13 protein-coding genes and 1 tRNA gene are annotated in these 16719 nt (G+C 33.7%); 9 read left to right on the top strand and 5 right to left on the bottom strand.

The window, feature by feature from the left end:
• Positions 1-112: 112 nt before the first annotated feature.
• Positions 113-183 (bottom strand) — tRNA-Gln (locus BUB42_RS00735).
• Between the two features lie 237 nt (positions 184-420).
• On the opposite strand from BUB42_RS00735, the gene BUB42_RS00740 reads away from it, so the two are divergent.
• Entirely contained in the window at positions 421-3732 is a 3312-nt protein-coding gene (locus BUB42_RS00740) for a glycosyltransferase family 117 protein (protein ID WP_073016222.1), read from the top strand.
• A 131-nt stretch (positions 3733-3863) separates the two neighbouring features.
• Positions 3864-4505, top strand: coding sequence for a polysaccharide deacetylase family protein (locus BUB42_RS00745; RefSeq protein ID WP_073016224.1), 642 nt, complete (start codon positions 3864-3866; stop codon positions 4503-4505).
• Here the strand turns inward: BUB42_RS00745 and BUB42_RS00750 are convergent, their stop codons facing one another.
• The 3 genes from BUB42_RS00750 to BUB42_RS00760 form a co-directional block, all read right to left on the bottom strand.
• The gene (locus BUB42_RS00750) at positions 4506-4802 is read right to left on the bottom strand and encodes a thioredoxin family protein (RefSeq protein ID WP_073016226.1); all 297 of its coding nucleotides are present in this window, start codon (positions 4800-4802) and stop codon (positions 4506-4508) included.
• 74 nt (positions 4803-4876) lie between these two features.
• The gene (locus tag BUB42_RS00755; protein ID WP_073016228.1) at positions 4877-6112 is read right to left on the bottom strand and encodes a metallophosphoesterase; all 1236 of its coding nucleotides are present in this window, start codon (positions 6110-6112) and stop codon (positions 4877-4879) included.
• 204 nt (positions 6113-6316) lie between these two features.
• Positions 6317-7783, bottom strand: a complete 1467-nt coding sequence (locus BUB42_RS00760) for a hypothetical protein (protein WP_244533851.1) — start codon at positions 7781-7783, stop codon at positions 6317-6319.
• Between the two features lie 315 nt (positions 7784-8098).
• On the opposite strand from BUB42_RS00760, the gene polA reads away from it, so the two are divergent.
• Positions 8099-10927, top strand: coding sequence for a DNA polymerase I (gene polA / locus BUB42_RS00765; RefSeq protein WP_073016230.1), 2829 nt, complete (start codon positions 8099-8101; stop codon positions 10925-10927).
• 183 nt (positions 10928-11110) lie between these two features.
• Here the strand turns inward: polA and BUB42_RS00770 are convergent, their stop codons facing one another.
• On the bottom strand, positions 11111-12136 hold the full coding sequence (locus BUB42_RS00770) for a LacI family DNA-binding transcriptional regulator (protein ID WP_073016231.1): 1026 nt from the start codon (positions 12134-12136) through the stop codon (positions 11111-11113).
• Between the two features lie 340 nt (positions 12137-12476).
• Here BUB42_RS00770 and rplM point away from each other — a divergent pair, with 340 nt between their 5' ends.
• The 6 genes from rplM to BUB42_RS00800 all read left to right on the top strand — a co-directional run bounded on the left by rplM (position 12477) and on the right by BUB42_RS00800 (position 16693).
• Positions 12477-12932 carry a 50S ribosomal protein L13 gene (gene rplM / locus BUB42_RS00775; RefSeq protein ID WP_073016233.1) on the top strand — a complete coding sequence of 152 codons (456 nt, stop codon included), beginning with the start codon at positions 12477-12479 and terminating at the stop codon, positions 12930-12932.
• Positions 12932-13318 (top strand): 30S ribosomal protein S9, encoded by a 387-nt coding sequence (gene rpsI, locus BUB42_RS00780; RefSeq protein WP_073016235.1) that lies wholly within the window; start codon positions 12932-12934, stop codon positions 13316-13318. The genes rplM and rpsI overlap by 1 nt, the downstream gene beginning before the upstream one ends.
• 199 nt (positions 13319-13517) lie before the next feature.
• Positions 13518-14333, top strand: a complete 816-nt coding sequence (rpsB, locus tag BUB42_RS00785; protein WP_073016237.1) for a 30S ribosomal protein S2 — start codon at positions 13518-13520, stop codon at positions 14331-14333.
• A 136-nt stretch (positions 14334-14469) separates the two neighbouring features.
• Entirely contained in the window at positions 14470-15294 is an 825-nt protein-coding gene (tsf, locus tag BUB42_RS00790; protein WP_073016239.1) for a translation elongation factor Ts, read from the top strand.
• Between the two features lie 161 nt (positions 15295-15455).
• Positions 15456-16109 (top strand): queuosine precursor transporter, encoded by a 654-nt coding sequence (locus BUB42_RS00795; RefSeq protein ID WP_073016241.1) that lies wholly within the window; start codon positions 15456-15458, stop codon positions 16107-16109.
• Positions 16106-16693, top strand: coding sequence for a DNA-3-methyladenine glycosylase I (locus tag BUB42_RS00800; protein ID WP_073016243.1), 588 nt, complete (start codon positions 16106-16108; stop codon positions 16691-16693). Before BUB42_RS00795 ends, BUB42_RS00800 begins: the two co-directional genes overlap by 4 nt.
• Positions 16694-16719 lie beyond the last annotated feature (26 nt).

Below are 16719 nucleotides of genomic sequence, written 5' to 3' on the forward strand. Positions count from 1 at the left end.
GTCAAGTTTTCACCCAAAAAAAAATCAGGTAAAAATTACTACGTGATTTACTACGCCATAAAAAAAGAAACCCCACAAACGTAATGTTTGCGGGGTTCTTCAGGATTGCCAGTTGGTCTACTAGGACTCGAACCTAGAAAGACTGCACCAAAAACAGTTGTGTTACCATTACACCATAGACCAGCATTGCTGCTAAGCGAGTGCAAATTTATAATAAATTTTAGTTTGCGCAAACTTTTTTTATCATTTTTTAAAAAAATTACTCCGTTTTTATAAATTGCAATTGTAAATTATTTAAAACCTATTAGCAATCAGGTCATTATTATTTTACGACGGTTTTCAAGAAAATTTTGTTAATGACTACAACCTTAAACAAAAAAACATTTTCTTTGCAACTGATAAAAATAAAAATTTTAGTACATGGAGAAAGTAGCTTTCAGTTTCAATAAGTGGAATACAATCATTGGTTGGTTTACATTTGGAATCGCATTATTAACCTATACTTTGACTGTTGAACCCACAATGAGTTTTTGGGATTGTGGAGAATATATTGCAACTGCAGCAAAACTTCAAGTTGGCCATCCGCCAGGCGCGCCTTTGTACCAAATGATTGGTGCTTTCTTCGCCATGTTTGCTGCCGATGATACTAAAATTGCATTAATGGTCAATATGATGTCAGTGGTATCGAGTGCGTTCACTATTCTATTTTTATTTTGGTCATCGTCAATAATATTGCGAAAATTAGTAGGTAGATTTGCTGATTTAGAAACTAATGACGACAATACGAACTCACTTACTACAAGCAACAATATCGTTATTTTAGGAAGTTCGTTTGTGGGAGCTCTAGCTTACACCTTTTCTGATAGTTTCTGGTATAACGCAGTTGAAGCCGAAGTTTATGCGATGGCCTCATTGCTAATTGCCTTATTGTTTTGGTTGGGTTTACGATGGGAACAAGACATGCACAAACCAAGGGGAAATAGATGGCTGTTGATCATTTCTCTGGTTGTTGGGCTCTCTTTTGGCGTTCACTTTATGGCTCTATTAACCATTCCTGCAATAGGATTTTTATATTTCTTTAAAAATTACAAAACAGTAACAGTAAAAAGCTTTCTTCTTGCCAATGTAATAGTGGTCGCTATTTTACTTTTTATTTTTAAATTACTTCTCCCATTGACGATGGGATTCTTTGGTAAAACTGAAGTCTTCATGGTAAACAGTTTAGGATTACCCTTCGACTCTGGAACTATATTTGTCACAATAGTAATGATCGCCTTGTTTTATTTTGGTTTAAATTATACACGAAACAAAGGAATGGTTACTTATAATACCTTAATTCTCTGTATCCTTTTTATCCTTATTGGCTTTTCAACTTGGATGATGTTGCCTATTCGTGCTAATGCAAATACCGTTATTAACGAAAATAAACCCTCTGATGCGCGTGAAGTTTTGGCTTATTACAATCGCGAACAATATGGTGTGAATCCGTTATTTTATGGTCCACAATACACAGAAGCATTTAGTGGTTTAGATGAAGAGAATCCTTATTTAGATAAAGCACCTAACTATGAAAGAGATTATAAAACGGGCAAGTATGTTATTGTAAATAATTTTAAAAACGCAGATCAAAATACTGACGACAATCACAAAACGGTGCTGCCACGAATGTGGAGTGGTGATCACATTGAAAATTACATGAATTTTACAAATGCACCTAAATTTAGAATAAATCCTAATTATGATTATGCCGATGATTTGGCTAAATACGGTTTAGACCCAAGCCAACTTAGTGAGGAAGATTATAACAAAGCGATAGCACAACTGAAAAGCGAAACTGAAAAAACAATCAATGAATTTAGACAAGCCTACGCTCAGAAACAAATTGACAACGAAGGTTATGTAAAATTTTTAAAAAGTTATGGAGATTATTTAATTGTTGACAAGCCTGCAACTATAGACAATTTAGGCTTTATGGTGGAATACCAGTTTGGATACATGTATTGGAGATATCTAATGTGGAATTTTGTAGGCAGACAAAGTGATGATCAAGGTCGTTACGACTATCTTGATGGGAACTGGCTGAGCGGAATAACATTTATAGATGAATTGCATTTAGGAAGCCAAGATAATTTACCTTCGGATGTGTTGAATAATAAAGGACGAAATGTCTACTTTTTTCTTCCGTTTATTTTAGGGTTAATTGGGTTAATGTATCATGCAAATAAGGATTTAAAAAGCTTTTATGTACTGCTAGCCTTGTTTCTTTTTACGGGAATTGCTCTAAAAATTTATTTGAACGAAAGACCCTTTGAACCAAGAGAAAGAGATTATGCGTTAGTAGGATCATTTTACGTATTTGCAATATGGATTGGTTTTGGAGTTTACGCATTATATGAAAGCGCCAAAAAATATATTGCTCCAAAAGTTGCTGGTCCAATTATTATAGTTGCGAGTCTACTAGCCGCTCCGGTTCTTATGGCCTCTCAAAACTGGGATGATCATGATCGTTCTGGAAAATATACAGCTGTGGCAATGGCAAAAGCATATTTAGAGTCTTGTGATGAAAATGCTATTTTATTTACCATTGGTGACAACGACACTTTCCCGCTGTGGTATGTTCAAGAAATAGAGAATATTAGAACAGATGTGAAAATTGTAAACACAAGTTTATTTATGACTGACTGGTATATTGATCAAATGAAAACTAAAACTTATGAATCTGATCCTTTACCTATTTCATTTACTCACAATCAATATGTAGGTGATAAATTAGATTATGTAGCTTACATTCCAAAAATTGATAGCCGCTGGGATATCAAAGACTTGATCACGTTTATAAAAAATCCAAAAGCAACTGTTCAAATGCAAAACGGGCAAACCATTCACTTTTATCCAACAAATAAAATTAGAATTCCCGTTGACAAAAACACAATTATCAACAATAAAGTAGTTGATCCTAAATACAACGATTCAATTGTTCCTTTTATCGATATTGATATAAAAGGAAATGCATTGTACAAAAACAGGTTGATGATGCTGGATATTGTTGCAAATAACAACTGGAAACGTCCCATCTATTTTACTGGAGGTGCTTTTGCAAATGAAGATTACATCTGGATGAAGGAATATCTACAACTGGAAGGAATGGTTTATAAATTAGTACCTATTAGAACCAAAATGTCGGAAGATGGCAGTCCGCTTGAAATGGGACAAATTGATTCAGAAAAGATGTACGCTAAAGTAATGAAATGGGATTGGGGAAATAGTGAAAGCCCCGATATTTACCACGATACTGAAACCAAAAGAAATAGTATTACTTATAGAACAAATCTTGCTCGATTAATGAACCAGTTGCTTCTTGAAGGTAAAAAGGATAAAGCTAGAAACATTATTAATCTAGCAATGACTAAAATGCCAGTTGAGTTTTTTGGCTATTATTCTCTTTTAGAACCTTTTGCAGATGGCTATTATAAAATAGGTGAGAAAGAAAAAGCACAGCAATTATTGCAAAATTTAATTGGTAAATATCAAGAAAATTTAAATTACTATGGCCAACTGAAAGCTTCAGAGCAAGGCGGCATTGCAACTACTATAATAATTGATATTGAAAGGTATAGAAGTTTGCTGCAGGTAATGAAAAAAAACGACGATATTACTTTTTACAATAAAAGCAAAATTTCGTTTAATACTTATATTAAGATGTTCGAGCGTTTTGAACGTGATAAAGAGTAATTATAAATTGAACTAAGTTGCCTAAATAATGAGCTAATTAGAAAAATTACAAAGATGTAAGTTTCTAATTAGCTCGTTTTTATTTTATAAATTTATACTTATAAGATTTTCACATTTTTTAATTTTAGTTAATGAAATTCTATTGGATAAAAACACATTGGATTGTTAAAAAAATATTTCACAATTTTATTTGGGATGTTTCCAATGACAAAAAAACAGTCTATCTCACCTTTGATGATGGTCCAATTCCCGATATTACTCCGTGGGTTCTAAATGAATTAAAAAAGCATGATGTAAAAGCTACCTTCTTTTGCATAGGTGACAATATTGATAAACATCCAGAAATATTTAAAAAGGTAATTGCTGATGGTCATTCTTTAGGGAATCATACTTTTAATCATTTAAACGGATGGAAAACTCCAAAAAATAAATACATAGAAAATGTAAAACAATGTGAGGATTTAATTTATTCTCATTTAAATACCCATTCAGAACCTAAAGTTTTTCGACCGCCTTTCGGCAAAATTACGATGAGACAGTCAAAAGCAATACGGAAACTAGGCTATAAGATAATAATGTGGGATGTTCTAAGTGCCGACTTTGATCTAAATATTTCTAAGGAAGAATGTTTAAAAAATGTACTTTCGACTGTTGAATCAGGAAGTATAATTATTTTTCATGATAGTAAAAAAGCGTTCAAAAATCTTGAATTTGTTTTACCAAAAACACTAGAGTATTTGAAAAATAATAACTTTAATTGTGAAATTCTATAATTAAAATTGTTCTTGTACGATGCTTATTAGAGTGTTGGCATCTAATTCTCCTGATTGCCTCCAGATCATTTGCCCTTGTTTATAAATCATTAAAGTAGGCAATCCTTTGATGCGAAGAGCATCAGCCAGCTCTTGATTTTTATCAACATCAATTTTAATGACTTTTGCTTTATCTCCAAGTGCAGCAGCTACATCTCTAATTACAGGATGCATCGAAATTGAAGATTCATTCCAATCCGTGTAAAAATCAATTAATACAGGAACTTGCGTACTTATTAGTTCTCCAAATTTTGACATAAAACAAAAAATTTAATTTTTATAATTTACTAAAAATCAATGTTTATTTTTACAAATGTAGCATTTTTAACGCACTATACTACTTCTACTCCTTTTTTTAGTTCTAAGACCGTAATTTCAGGCATAATACCTACTCTACCTGGATAAGCATGAAAACCAAAACCTCTGTTGACATAAACATATCGACCTAAATTTTCATATAAGCCAGCCCACTGCTTGTAAACATATTGCGCCAAACTCCACTTAAAATATCCTGGGATCTCAATCCCAAACTGCATCCCGTGTGTGTGACCTGAAAGTGTAAGGTGAAAGTGCTTATCATCGTGTTGCACTACATGTTCCCAATGTGATGGATCATGACTCATCAAAATCTTAAAATCTTCTTTTTTTAACTGACCAGCAGCTTTATTTAAATCGCCAGCTTGTTTAAAATTTTGTCCCCAATTTTCCACGCCCACTAGTGCTATCTTTTCGTCGCCCTTTTGAATAAAAGTATGTTCATTTAAAAGTAGTTTGAAATCAATATCGCCGTATAACTGTTTTATCGCTTTGAAATTTTCTTCCTTAGCTGCAGCATTAGGCCAAGTTACATACTCACCGTAATCGTGGTTGCCTAACACGGAATATTTACCATATTCGTGCGTTTTGATTCTGTTAAATGTTTCAATCCAAGGATGCATTTCCTTGGCATGTGTGTTCACAATATCGCCTGTTAGCAATATCAGATCTGAATTTTGTTCGTTCACTAAATCAATCGCGTAATTTATTTTCTCTGGATTATCAAAACTACCACTGTGAATATCTGAGATGTGCGTTATCGTAAAACCGTCAAAAGCATCGGGTAAATCAGGGAAAAATATACGTTGTTTGATCACCTTATAATTGTATTTTCCAATAGTAATACCATATATAAGTGATAAAAAAGGGATAACGGCTAAGCCAAGACCAATTTGACTAATGAATTTCCTTCGAGCAGCAAAAAAATCAGCGTCTTTATCGTAATTTATAAAATGATTTACTGTACCACTGGCCAACCTAAATATATCTTCCCCCATTAATATAAGAGTGATTATTAATTTAGGAACATAAACAATTAACATTAAAGCCATGATAAACATGGTTTGCTGGGTTTGCCCAATGCTTCGATCAAACTGCAACAACGAGTAAATTATAAAGGCAATTAGCAATATGCTGCTAAATTGAATCGAATAAAGTATTGTTTTAGATTTTATTAATGTTTTTAAAAGTTGAAAGGTGTAAAGCTCAATTATAAAAAGAATGGAGCATAAAAATGCGATACGAAATATCATTAGGATTTAATTTTGCACAAAATAACAAAAGTTTACATAAAAGAATGTTAGTATTAGTTAAAATTTAACGGTTGATTAAACTGAGAAAACAACAATTTTTACTTTTTAGTTTCAATATTATTTCAGGTCACAAAAAAGCACATTAATCACTCACGCATATTAATTTTCCAAATAAAAATTGCAAAATACTGATTTTTTATTAATTTAATTAACAACTAAATTCATAGAAACTGTCAGAATATTCCCTGAACCTGAAAAACGTTCCGCAAAAATTTCAATGAAGTCATTTGTATTCATCTCAATGATTGCTTCAATTGGCACAGCTAAAATATCATTTGTTGAATTAGAACTTACATAAACCTTTGATTGGTTTACAACCACGCCGTTTTTAGCAACATAAAATACATAGACAGTTGCATTAGCATTAGATTGAAAAGAGGCTGATCCACTTACTCTAAAGAATCTTTTCTTAGCTCCAAGATATTGCAATTTATTATCTGCACCACCTTGCGAAAACCTATAAAGATTATTAGAAGTTGTTAAACCAGATAATTTACGGGGAGTGCCAGATAATGTTGTGCCTGCACCTTGACCCACTGGATAATTATAATTAATATCACCAACTGCGGCTTCATCGCTTTCATTTGGAATACCAGCACTTCTAACGCTCCATTTATTATTGAAATTATAACCTGTGTAAACAGCTGGGGTGTATCCTTTAATATATCCCGCAACATTTGTCCCAGTAAAAACAACAGTTTCAAGCACAGCATCGCCAGTGATAACTGGGTTACTTGAAACATCAAATCCAATAGCTGAACCGTTTACATCAGAAAATCCTCCTTGCTTTTGCACCAGCCCAAAAGTACCTGTTAATTTTTCATAAGTACCTAAATTATTTCCAAACCAGCCAACATTACTTAACAAAAGCTGACTAATGTTGTTATAAGTTATACCTGTTGTATTGCCAACAAACTGAACTGTACTAACAAATACTAAACCTAAACCACTTATAGAACCTACATTAGCACAATTTGATACCACTAAATCTCTAAAAATTAAATTTTGCGTGTTAGCTGCACTTATGTTAAAAACTGTACCGCCTGTCACGCGAATCGTAACATTTCTAATACTTCCGCCAGTTGATCCTTCAAAAAGATTTCCATTTCGAACTATAATATCATCATTAGTATCTTGACCTGAGACATAAGCATTATTCAAATCGATTGGAAAATTAAAAGTAACCGTTCCGTTTATCTCATAATAAGTAGTGCTATCTAATATATATTTGCTTTGACCACCCGCTGCTAATTCTGCAGCTAAAACAGTTGCTAAAACATCAGTTGATCGAATACGCTTAAATTTTAATCGTCCTGCTGTGCCGCTATTCATGATGTTCCAAGAGGATATTCCTCCATTGAAATGAAAAAATGATTTTAAATCAGTATCATATACCATTAAACCATCGGCAGGTGTAGCTATTGCTATGCGTTGAGCCGTTGTCATTCTTGGAGTTAGCATTCCTTGAGTTGTAGAAGTAACGTCAAGCATAGCGCTTGAGTTTGGAGTAATAGTTCCAATTCCCACTTGCGAAAACACATTTGCTGTTGAAATTATGAAAAAAAACAGACAGGCGCTCAAAGCCTTCATCGCAAAGTAATAATTTTTCATAAAAATAGATTTAAATTAAATAATAAAAAGTGAGTGTTATTTTAAGATAGTTTTACGAAGATATATTTATTATCGCCTAAATACCTATATAATCGATCATCTACACAATATTTATTTAAAAATAAATAATTTCCTATAATAAATATTTTTTGATCGATACTATTTCAGATTTTGGGTACATTAATGCTTTCCCAAACAAAGTATTTAATACCACAATGAAATTTTGATCAAAAAATTACAAATGACAAATTTTGTGATCACATTCCTGTTTGTGTTTCAAGTTTTGTACTTTTGAGAACTTTATAAATTTAAATTATGTCCCAACAAAAACGGTTATTCCTACTTGATGCTTATGCCCTTATTTTCAGAGGCTATTATGCTTTTATAAAAAACCCCCGCATAAATTCTAAGGGTATGGACACCTCAGCTATTATGGGATTTATGAATTCGTTGATGGATGTTATCAAAAGAGAAAAACCAGATCATCTTGCAGTAGCTTTTGATAATGGTGGGAGCCAACTACGAAACGATATTTTCCCAGAATACAAAGCACACCGCGATGCAACACCGGAGGCCATAAAAATTGCTATTCCCTATATTCAGCAATTACTGAAAGCGATGCATATTCCAATTATTGAAGTCAAAGGCTTTGAAGCTGATGATTTAATAGGAACTATTGCTAAACAAGCTGAAAAACAAAATTATAAAGTCTTTATGGTAACTCCCGATAAAGATTTTGCACAATTAGTTTCCGAAAATATATTTATGTACAAACCAGCGAGAATGGGTAACGGCATAGAAATTTGGGGAATTCCTGAAGTTTTGGCCAAATTCGAAATCGAAAGACCTGATCAAGTGATTGACTTTCTAGGAATGATGGGCGATGCGGCCGACAATATTCCTGGACTTCCTGGTGTAGGCGAAGTTACAGCCAAGAAATTATTAAAGGAATTTGGAACCATGGAAAACCTTTTAGCCAATACTGATAAGCTAAAAGGCAAAATGAAAGAAAACATTGAAGCTAATAAAGAAAAGGGAATATTATCAAAAACATTGGCGACCATAATAATCGATTGCCCAGTTATATTTGATGAAAAAGATTACGAATTATCAATTCCTGATATTGAAAAAACGGATGCGTTGTTCAGCGAACTTGAGTTTAGACAAATGCAGGCGCAGTTTGACAAGTTATATAATTTCGAAAAAACGGAAGCGGGAATTGTACAACCACCAGCAAAAAAAACAAACGAAGATCAGTTTGATTTATTTGGATTTTATGAAGAGTCTGGTTCAGAATCAACTCTTTCCGTTGCAGGGAATTCTGGGTTGGGAACTTTAGAAACTACTGATCACAATTACCAAATCATTCAAGGCGATCTGGGTTTGAGATTATTTTTACAAAATTTAAACAATGAAACTTCTGTATGTTTTGATACCGAAACCACGGGACTTGATGCTTTGAATGCCGAGCTAGTTGGAATATCTTTTTCGTGGGAAAAAGGAAAAGCATTTTACATTCCGTTTCCCGAAGATCAGGCCGAAGCTCAATCATTAGCCGATAAATTCAAACCTTTCTTTGTAAATGAATCCATTGAAAAAATTGGTCAAAACTTAAAATATGACTTAAAAGTATTGACCAAATATGGTATTGTTATCAAAGGACAATTATTTGATACAATGATTGCGCATTATTTAATTAATCCTGACATGCGCCACAATATGGATATTTTGAGCGAAACCTATTTAAAATATGCGCCAAAATCAATAGCAACTTTAATTGGCAAGAAAGGTAAAAATCAGTTGTCAATGAAAGATGTTCCTCTAGAACAAATTAAAGAATACGCTGCTGAAGATGCCGATGTTACATTACAGTTAAAGGAAATTTTTTGTCCGATTTTAGACAAAGCTGAAACTAAAAAACTATTTGATACAATTGAAGTTCCGTTAATTCCCGTTTTAGCAGCAATGGAATTAGAAGGCATAAATCTTGATGTTCCTTTTCTGGCAGCAATGTCAGTTGAAATGGCAAAGGAAAGTTTAGAATTAGAACAAAAAATATATGAAACCGCTGGTGAGAAATTTAATTTGGCTTCTCCAAAACAGTTGGGCGACGTGCTTTTTGACAAAATGAAAATTGGCGGAGCAAAGCAAAAGAAAACCAAAACTGGTCAATATGCGACTGGTGAAGAAGTTTTGTCATATTTAGCTAATGACAATCCCATTGTAAAAGACATTCTTGAATGGCGCCAAATGGTAAAATTGCAAAGTACTTACATTGATGCTTTACCCAATCAAGTGGATGCAAAAACAGGTCGCGTTCACACCGATTATATGCAAACGGTTGCTGCTACAGGTAGATTGAGTTCTACCAATCCTAATTTACAAAACATTCCTATTCGAACAGAAAAAGGACGATTGATTCGGAAAGCGTTTGTTGCTCGTGATGAAAATTACACCTTACTTTCTGCGGATTATTCACAAATAGAATTGCGAATTATCGCTGCACTAAGTGGCGAGGAAAACATGATAAAAGCCTTTCAAAATAACGAAGATATTCATAAAAGCACTGCAGCAAAAGTATTTAATGTGCCTTTAGAAGAAGTAACAAAAGAACAACGTGGTAATGCGAAAACAGTAAATTTCGGAATTATATATGGCGTTTCGGCTTTTGGACTTTCTAATCAAACTTCGCTTTCGCGCAAAGAAAGTGCCGAATTGATTGAAGCGTATTATGCTTCTTATCCAAAACTAAAATCGTACATGTCAAGTCAAGTAGATTTTGCTAGAGCAAATGGTTATGTGCAAACCGTTTTAGGACGACGCCGCTATTTAAGAGATATTAATTCGGCCAATACGATGGTAAAAAGTGGTGCCGAACGCAATGCTGTGAATGCTCCCATTCAAGGAAGCGCTGCTGACATTATCAAAATTGCGATGATTAATATCCATAAAAAACTAATTGACGAAAACTGGAAAAGCAAAATGTTATTACAAGTCCATGATGAACTTGTTTTTGATGTTCATAATGATGAGCTCGAAAAAATTCAACCGATGATCAAATTTGAAATGGAAAATGCTTTCAAACTCGATGTTCCTTTAGATGTGGAAATTGGAGTAGGAAAAAATTGGTTGGAGGCGCATTAAGTTAGTGTTCAATGAGCGGTTTTCGGTGAGCAGGGTTCAGTGTTCAATTAGCAGCAATATTTGTTGATTTATTGCGAGGGCGAAGAAAGCTAATTTGGCTTAAAGAAGATGTATTTGCTATTCTATTTAAACAAAAGCTTACACTAATTAAAAAAATCCATCAGTGCGATGGATTTTTGGGATTTATAAATTTCTTGTGGATTCTCTTTCTTTCAGTTTTGTTTTGATAACGACCGTTTCGTAAGGAATATCCTCTTCTTTGGACTCTAATCGATCGATTAATAATTTTGCAGCAACTTCGCCTATTTCTATTCCGTGTTGACTTACTGTTGTTAAGCTAGGTGATAATCGTCTGGAGGCAAGAATTCCGTCGGCAAAACCTATAATAGACAGTTCTTCGGGGATTTTATATCCTATTTTAAGACCTATTTTTAACGCCGCAACTGAATCGCTTTCATCTAATGCAAAAATTCCATCAATTTTCTTATTACTAAGTATCGCTTCAATTCTCTCATTCAAATCCTCCTCTGAATCAGTTCTCAAAATAATTTCCTGGTTAATTGCAATATTGTTGTTTTTCAATGCTTTTAAATAACCTTCTGCTCGCAATTTTCCAACGCTTAAATTGTCAATAGAGGACAGTAACGCAATGTTCTTACAACCAAGATTGATTAGGTGTTGAGTCGAATCAAGCGCTGAGTCAAAATCATCTACAATTACTTTGTCACAATCCACATCTTCGGCAATACGGTCAAACATAACGATAGGCGTTCCATCATAAATAATTGCAGAGAAATGTTCGTACGAATGATTCTTTTGTGCTTCCTCAGAAACCGAAACTATAAATCCATCGATAGTTCCATTGCTTAACATTTCCAGCGTGTGAGCTTCTTTTTCTGATGATTCGTTAGAAATACACATAATAACATTGTAGCCTTTCTCATCAGCCACTTTTTCGATACCGCTAAAAACTTTGGCAAAAAAGGAATTTAAAATATTTGGAATAATTACACCAATAGTTTTAGTTTTTCTGTTTTTTAAATTTAAACCAATTACGTTTGGTTTGTAGTTTTTTAGCTTGGCATACTCTTTGATTTTGGACTTAGTCAAATCACTGATTTCTGGACTGTCATTAAGCGCTTTTGAAACTGTAGAAACAGAAACATTAAGTTCTTTGGCGATTTGTTTTAAGGTGGCTTTAGCTTTCATAAAGAAAATGTATGGTAGTTGATTAATCAAACACGCACAATATATAACAATCAAAGCGAATGTAAGTGTGATTTACAAAAATAGCTATTATAAAGTAGAAATTAGATTCGAAAAATGAGAAAATCTCAATAAATTTTGAAAAAATAATACATCTGCATTACATCATTAGCAACATTGCAATCATTTATCATATCAAGAAATAGATTTTTTTAAATATTCATTTGATAATCAGCACTAAAAGAGCAATGAAATAATCTTTTAAGGTATTTGTATTTAAAATAATTAATTGTACTTTTGCAACCCCTTTATTGGGGATGGAATGTTTAATTAAAATAATATTATGGACGCATTAAGCTACAAGACAAAATCAGCAAGCAAAGCCACCGTTACAAAAGAGTGGATTGTTGTTGATGCTGATGGGCATAACTTAGGTCGTATGGCTTCAAAGATCGCAATGATCTTGAGAGGTAAATACAAAGCAAGTTATACACCACATGTTGACTGTGGAGATAACGTAATTGTTATCAACTCAGAAAAAATTAACCTTACAGGTAACAAAATGGACGAGAAGACTTACATTCGTCACACAGGTTACCCAGGAGGACAAAGAACTTTAACTGCTAAAGTATTGCAATCAAAAAACCCTGCATTATTAGTAGAAAAAGCAGTAAAAGGAATGTTACCTAAAAATAAATTAGGAGCTGAACTTTTTAGAAATTTAAATGTTGTTGTAGGTTCTGAGCACAAACAAGGCGCTCAAAAACCGAGAACAGTTAACCTTAACGATCTTAAGTAATGGGAGTTATTCACAAAATCGGTAGAAGAAAAACCGCTGTTGCACGTGTTTATGTTTCAGAAGGAACAGGAGTAATCACGGTAAACAAAAAAGCATTCGAAACATACTTCCCAACTGCAACTTTACAGTACAAAGTATTACAGCCTATGTCTATGACAGAAAATGTAAGCAACTTTGACGTGAAAGTAAACGTTTACGGAGGTGGTTCAACTGGTCAAGCAGAAGCTGTAAGAATGGCGCTAGCACGTGTTATGTGTGAGGTAAATGCTGAAAACAGAGCTATCTTAAAACCACAAGGTTTATTAACAAGAGATCCAAGAATGGTTGAACGTAAGAAATTCGGTCAGAAGAAAGCTCGTAAGAGATTCCAATTCTCTAAACGTTAATATTGAACTTGTTTCAATATCTATTCACAGATATATTGAAATTATTGAACAGATGCTGAAAAAATTTCAGCATAAATTAAAAAAAACAGTTGTTGTTGCTCTCCTATTGAGGTAGGAAATAGTTTAGCATCTAAATGTATAAAGCCGAGAAATCGCCATTTACACATTGCTAATCAACAGAACGTAAACTAGAACAAAAATGGCAAACAAAATAGAAGTTAAAGACTTACTAGAAGCAGGTGTTCACTTTGGACACATGACTAGAAAATGGGATCCAAACATGGCTCCTTACATCTATATGGAACGTAATGGTATACACATTATCAATCTATATAAAACTGCAGCAAAAATTGAAGAAGCAAATGACGCTTTGAAAAAAATCGCTGCATCAGGTAGAAAAATATTATTTGTTGCTACCAAAAAACAAGCAAAAGATATCGTTGCTGAAAAAGCAAAAGCTGCAAACATGCCTTACATCACTGAAAGATGGCCTGGTGGAATGCTAACTAACTTTGTAACTATCCGTAAAGCCGTTAAAAAAATGGCAACTATTGATAAAATGAAGAAAGATGGTACATTCATGACACTTTCTAAGAAAGAGCGTTTGCAAGTTGATCGTCTTCGTGCTAAATTAGAGAAAAACTTAGGTTCAATCGCTGACATGTCTAGACTACCAGCTGCTTTGTTCGTAGTTGATATCAAAGCGGAACACATCGCTATAAAAGAAGCTCAAAAATTAAACATTCCAGTTTTTGCAATGGTTGATACTAACTCTGATCCACGTGAAGTAGAGTTCGTAATTCCATCAAATGATGATGCTTCTAAATCAATTGATAAAATTTTAACTTTAGTTACAGCTGCAATTGTTGAAGGACTTTCTGATAGAGGTTCTGATAAAGAAGGTGAAGCGACTCCAGAAGTTGCTGCTCCTGCTGCTGAAGCGGTAGAAGCTGCTCCAGTTGTTGAAGCTGCTCCTGCTACAGAAGCTGCTGCTCCAACTGCAACTGAAGAATAAAACAAATTTTAAGTTCCAAGTTTTAAATTCCAAATTCCATAAAGATTAGTAACATTAAGTTAGTGATTTATTAAAATTGGAATTTGGGATTTAAGAATTGGAATTTTTACTTTTATAACATTTAACACAACTTATTATGGCAACAATTACTGCTGCAGACGTAAATAAATTAAGAACAATCACAGGCGCAGGTATGATGGACTGCAAGAAAGCTTTGGTTGAATCAGAAGGAGATTTCGATTTAGCGATTGAAAACTTACGTAAAAAAGGACAAAAAGTAGCTGCAAACCGTTCAGATAGAGAATCTACTGAAGGCGCTGCAATTGCTGTTGTAAATGCTGATAAAACTGCTGGAGTTGTTATCACATTGAACTGTGAGACTGACTTCGTAGGTATGAACGAAAGCTTTGTAAAAATGGCTACTGAAATGGCTCATTTAGCATTGAACTTCAATACTAAAGAAGAATTTTTAGCATCTAATTTCAACGGAATCACAGTTGCTGACAAATTGATTGAACAAACAGGTGTTATTGGAGAAAAATTAGAAATCAGAACTTTTGAGAAATTAGAAGGTGCTTTTATCGGTTTTTACATTCACTCTGGAAACAAAATTGCAACTCTAGTTGCGCTTTCAGCTAAAGTTGATGGAGCTGAAGAAGCTGCAAGAAACGTAGCAATGCAAGCTGCTGCAATGAACCCAATTGCGTTAAACGAAGCTGGTGTTGATGCTGCTGTTATCGAAAAAGAAATTGAAATTGCTAAAGATTTATTGCGTCAAGAAGGAAAACCAGAAGCTATGCTAGAAAACATTTCTAAAGGAAAAATTCAACGTTTTTACAAAGACAACACTTTAGTAAACCAAGATTATATCAAAGATGGTTCTATGAATGTTGCATCTTATGTTAAATCTATCGATAAAGATCTTATCGTTACCGGTTTTAAAAGAGCTGCTTTAGGATAATCTGTTCCACAAGTTTTTCAGAATCCTAATTTTATTTTAATTCTGACAAAAAATACCAAACCCATTCGTTCAATCGAATGGGTTTTTTTATACATTAACACTCCTCAATTTTTTTTTCATCTTTTTCAAATAAAATATTAATTTAGCCAAAACATTACTTCATGTTCACAACCAAAAAAGAACTTGTATTTGTTATTCTAGCCGGAATATTCATTACAAATGCAGTAACCGCCGAATTGATTGGAGGGAAATTAATTCAAATAGGGCCATTTGTGATGAGTATTGGTATTTTACCTTGGCCTATCGTTTTCTTAACCACTGATTTGATCAATGAATATTTTGGCGAAAAGGGAGTTAAAAAACTATCATTAATTACAGCAGGATTGATTGCCTATTCCTTCCTTATTTTGCTTTTAGCAATTAGTATTCCCGCTGCAAAAGGAATCAGCCCTGTAACCGATGCCCAATTCATTGCTGTTTTTGGACAAAGTATGTGGATCATCGTGGGAAGCATTATCGCTTTTTTAGTGTCGCAATTAATTGATGTGACTGTTTTCTGGTTTTTTAAAAAGCGCACTGGGGATAACAAAATCTGGCTTAGAGCAACGGGCTCAACGATTATTTCCCAATTATTTGATTCTTTTATTGTTTTGGGAATTGCCTTTTGGTTGCCAGGCAAAATAAATTTTGATACGTTCCTTACTTCCGCATTAACAGGTTATACGTTTAAGCTTGGAATTGCAATTCTCTTGACTCCGCTAATTTATCTAGGTCATTATATAATTAAAAATTATCTAGCCTCCGAAAAAAGATGATTACAGACGACAAACGAAGATGCGGTTGGTGCGCTTCCAGCGATTTATATAAAAAATACCATGACGAAGAATGGGGCGTTCCCGTTTATGATGACTCAACTTTATTTGAATTCTTAATCTTGGAAACCTTTCAAGCAGGACTAAGCTGGATTACCATTTTAAACAAAAGAGAAAATTTCAGAAAAGCATTTGACCAATTTGATTATAAAAAAATCGCTCAATACAACGACGATAAAATCCTCGAACTTTTGCAAAATGCAGGTATTATTCGAAATAAACTTAAAGTCTACTCTGCCGTTACCAATGCACAAGCTTTTTTAAGAATCAAAGAGGAATTTGGTAGTTTTTCAAAATATATTTGGAACTTCGTCGATAATAAACCCATCATCAACAAACGAAATTCTTTAAAAGAAGTTCCTACTACTACTTCACTTTCTGATACAGTTAGTAAAGATTTGAGAAAACGAGGATTTAAATTTGTAGGTTCTACAGTTGTTTACGCATTTCTGCAAGCTGTTGGAGTTGTAGATGATCACGTGACGGATTGTTGGAAAGCCCCCCGCCCGCCAAAAAGGGCGCTGTAATGCAATAAATATAAAATACTGAAAAA

Origin of the sequence: Flavobacterium micromati, from assembly GCF_900129585.1 — a bacterium.
Lineage (GTDB): Bacteria > Bacteroidota > Bacteroidia > Flavobacteriales > Flavobacteriaceae > Flavobacterium > Flavobacterium micromati.

Coding starts and splice junctions, on each gene's coding strand:
- tsf (WP_073016239.1), top strand. CDS start 14,470: ATGGCAACAATTACTGCTGCAGACGTAAATAAATTAAGAACAATCACA.
- BUB42_RS00740 (WP_073016222.1), top strand. CDS start 421: ATGGAGAAAGTAGCTTTCAGTTTCAATAAGTGGAATACAATCATTGGT.
- BUB42_RS00755 (WP_073016228.1), bottom strand. CDS start 6,112: ATGATATTTCGTATCGCATTTTTATGCTCCATTCTTTTTATAATTGAG.
- BUB42_RS00800 (WP_073016243.1), top strand. CDS start 16,106: ATGATTACAGACGACAAACGAAGATGCGGTTGGTGCGCTTCCAGCGAT.
- BUB42_RS00745 (WP_073016224.1), top strand. CDS start 3,864: ATGAAATTCTATTGGATAAAAACACATTGGATTGTTAAAAAAATATTT.
- BUB42_RS00795 (WP_073016241.1), top strand. CDS start 15,456: ATGTTCACAACCAAAAAAGAACTTGTATTTGTTATTCTAGCCGGAATA.
- rplM (WP_073016233.1), top strand. CDS start 12,477: ATGGACGCATTAAGCTACAAGACAAAATCAGCAAGCAAAGCCACCGTT.
- polA (WP_073016230.1), top strand. CDS start 8,099: ATGTCCCAACAAAAACGGTTATTCCTACTTGATGCTTATGCCCTTATT.
- rpsB (WP_073016237.1), top strand. CDS start 13,518: ATGGCAAACAAAATAGAAGTTAAAGACTTACTAGAAGCAGGTGTTCAC.
- BUB42_RS00760 (WP_244533851.1), bottom strand. CDS start 7,783: ATGAAAAATTATTACTTTGCGATGAAGGCTTTGAGCGCCTGTCTGTTT.
- BUB42_RS00750 (WP_073016226.1), bottom strand. CDS start 4,802: ATGTCAAAATTTGGAGAACTAATAAGTACGCAAGTTCCTGTATTAATT.
- BUB42_RS00770 (WP_073016231.1), bottom strand. CDS start 12,136: ATGAAAGCTAAAGCCACCTTAAAACAAATCGCCAAAGAACTTAATGTT.
- rpsI (WP_073016235.1), top strand. CDS start 12,932: ATGGGAGTTATTCACAAAATCGGTAGAAGAAAAACCGCTGTTGCACGT.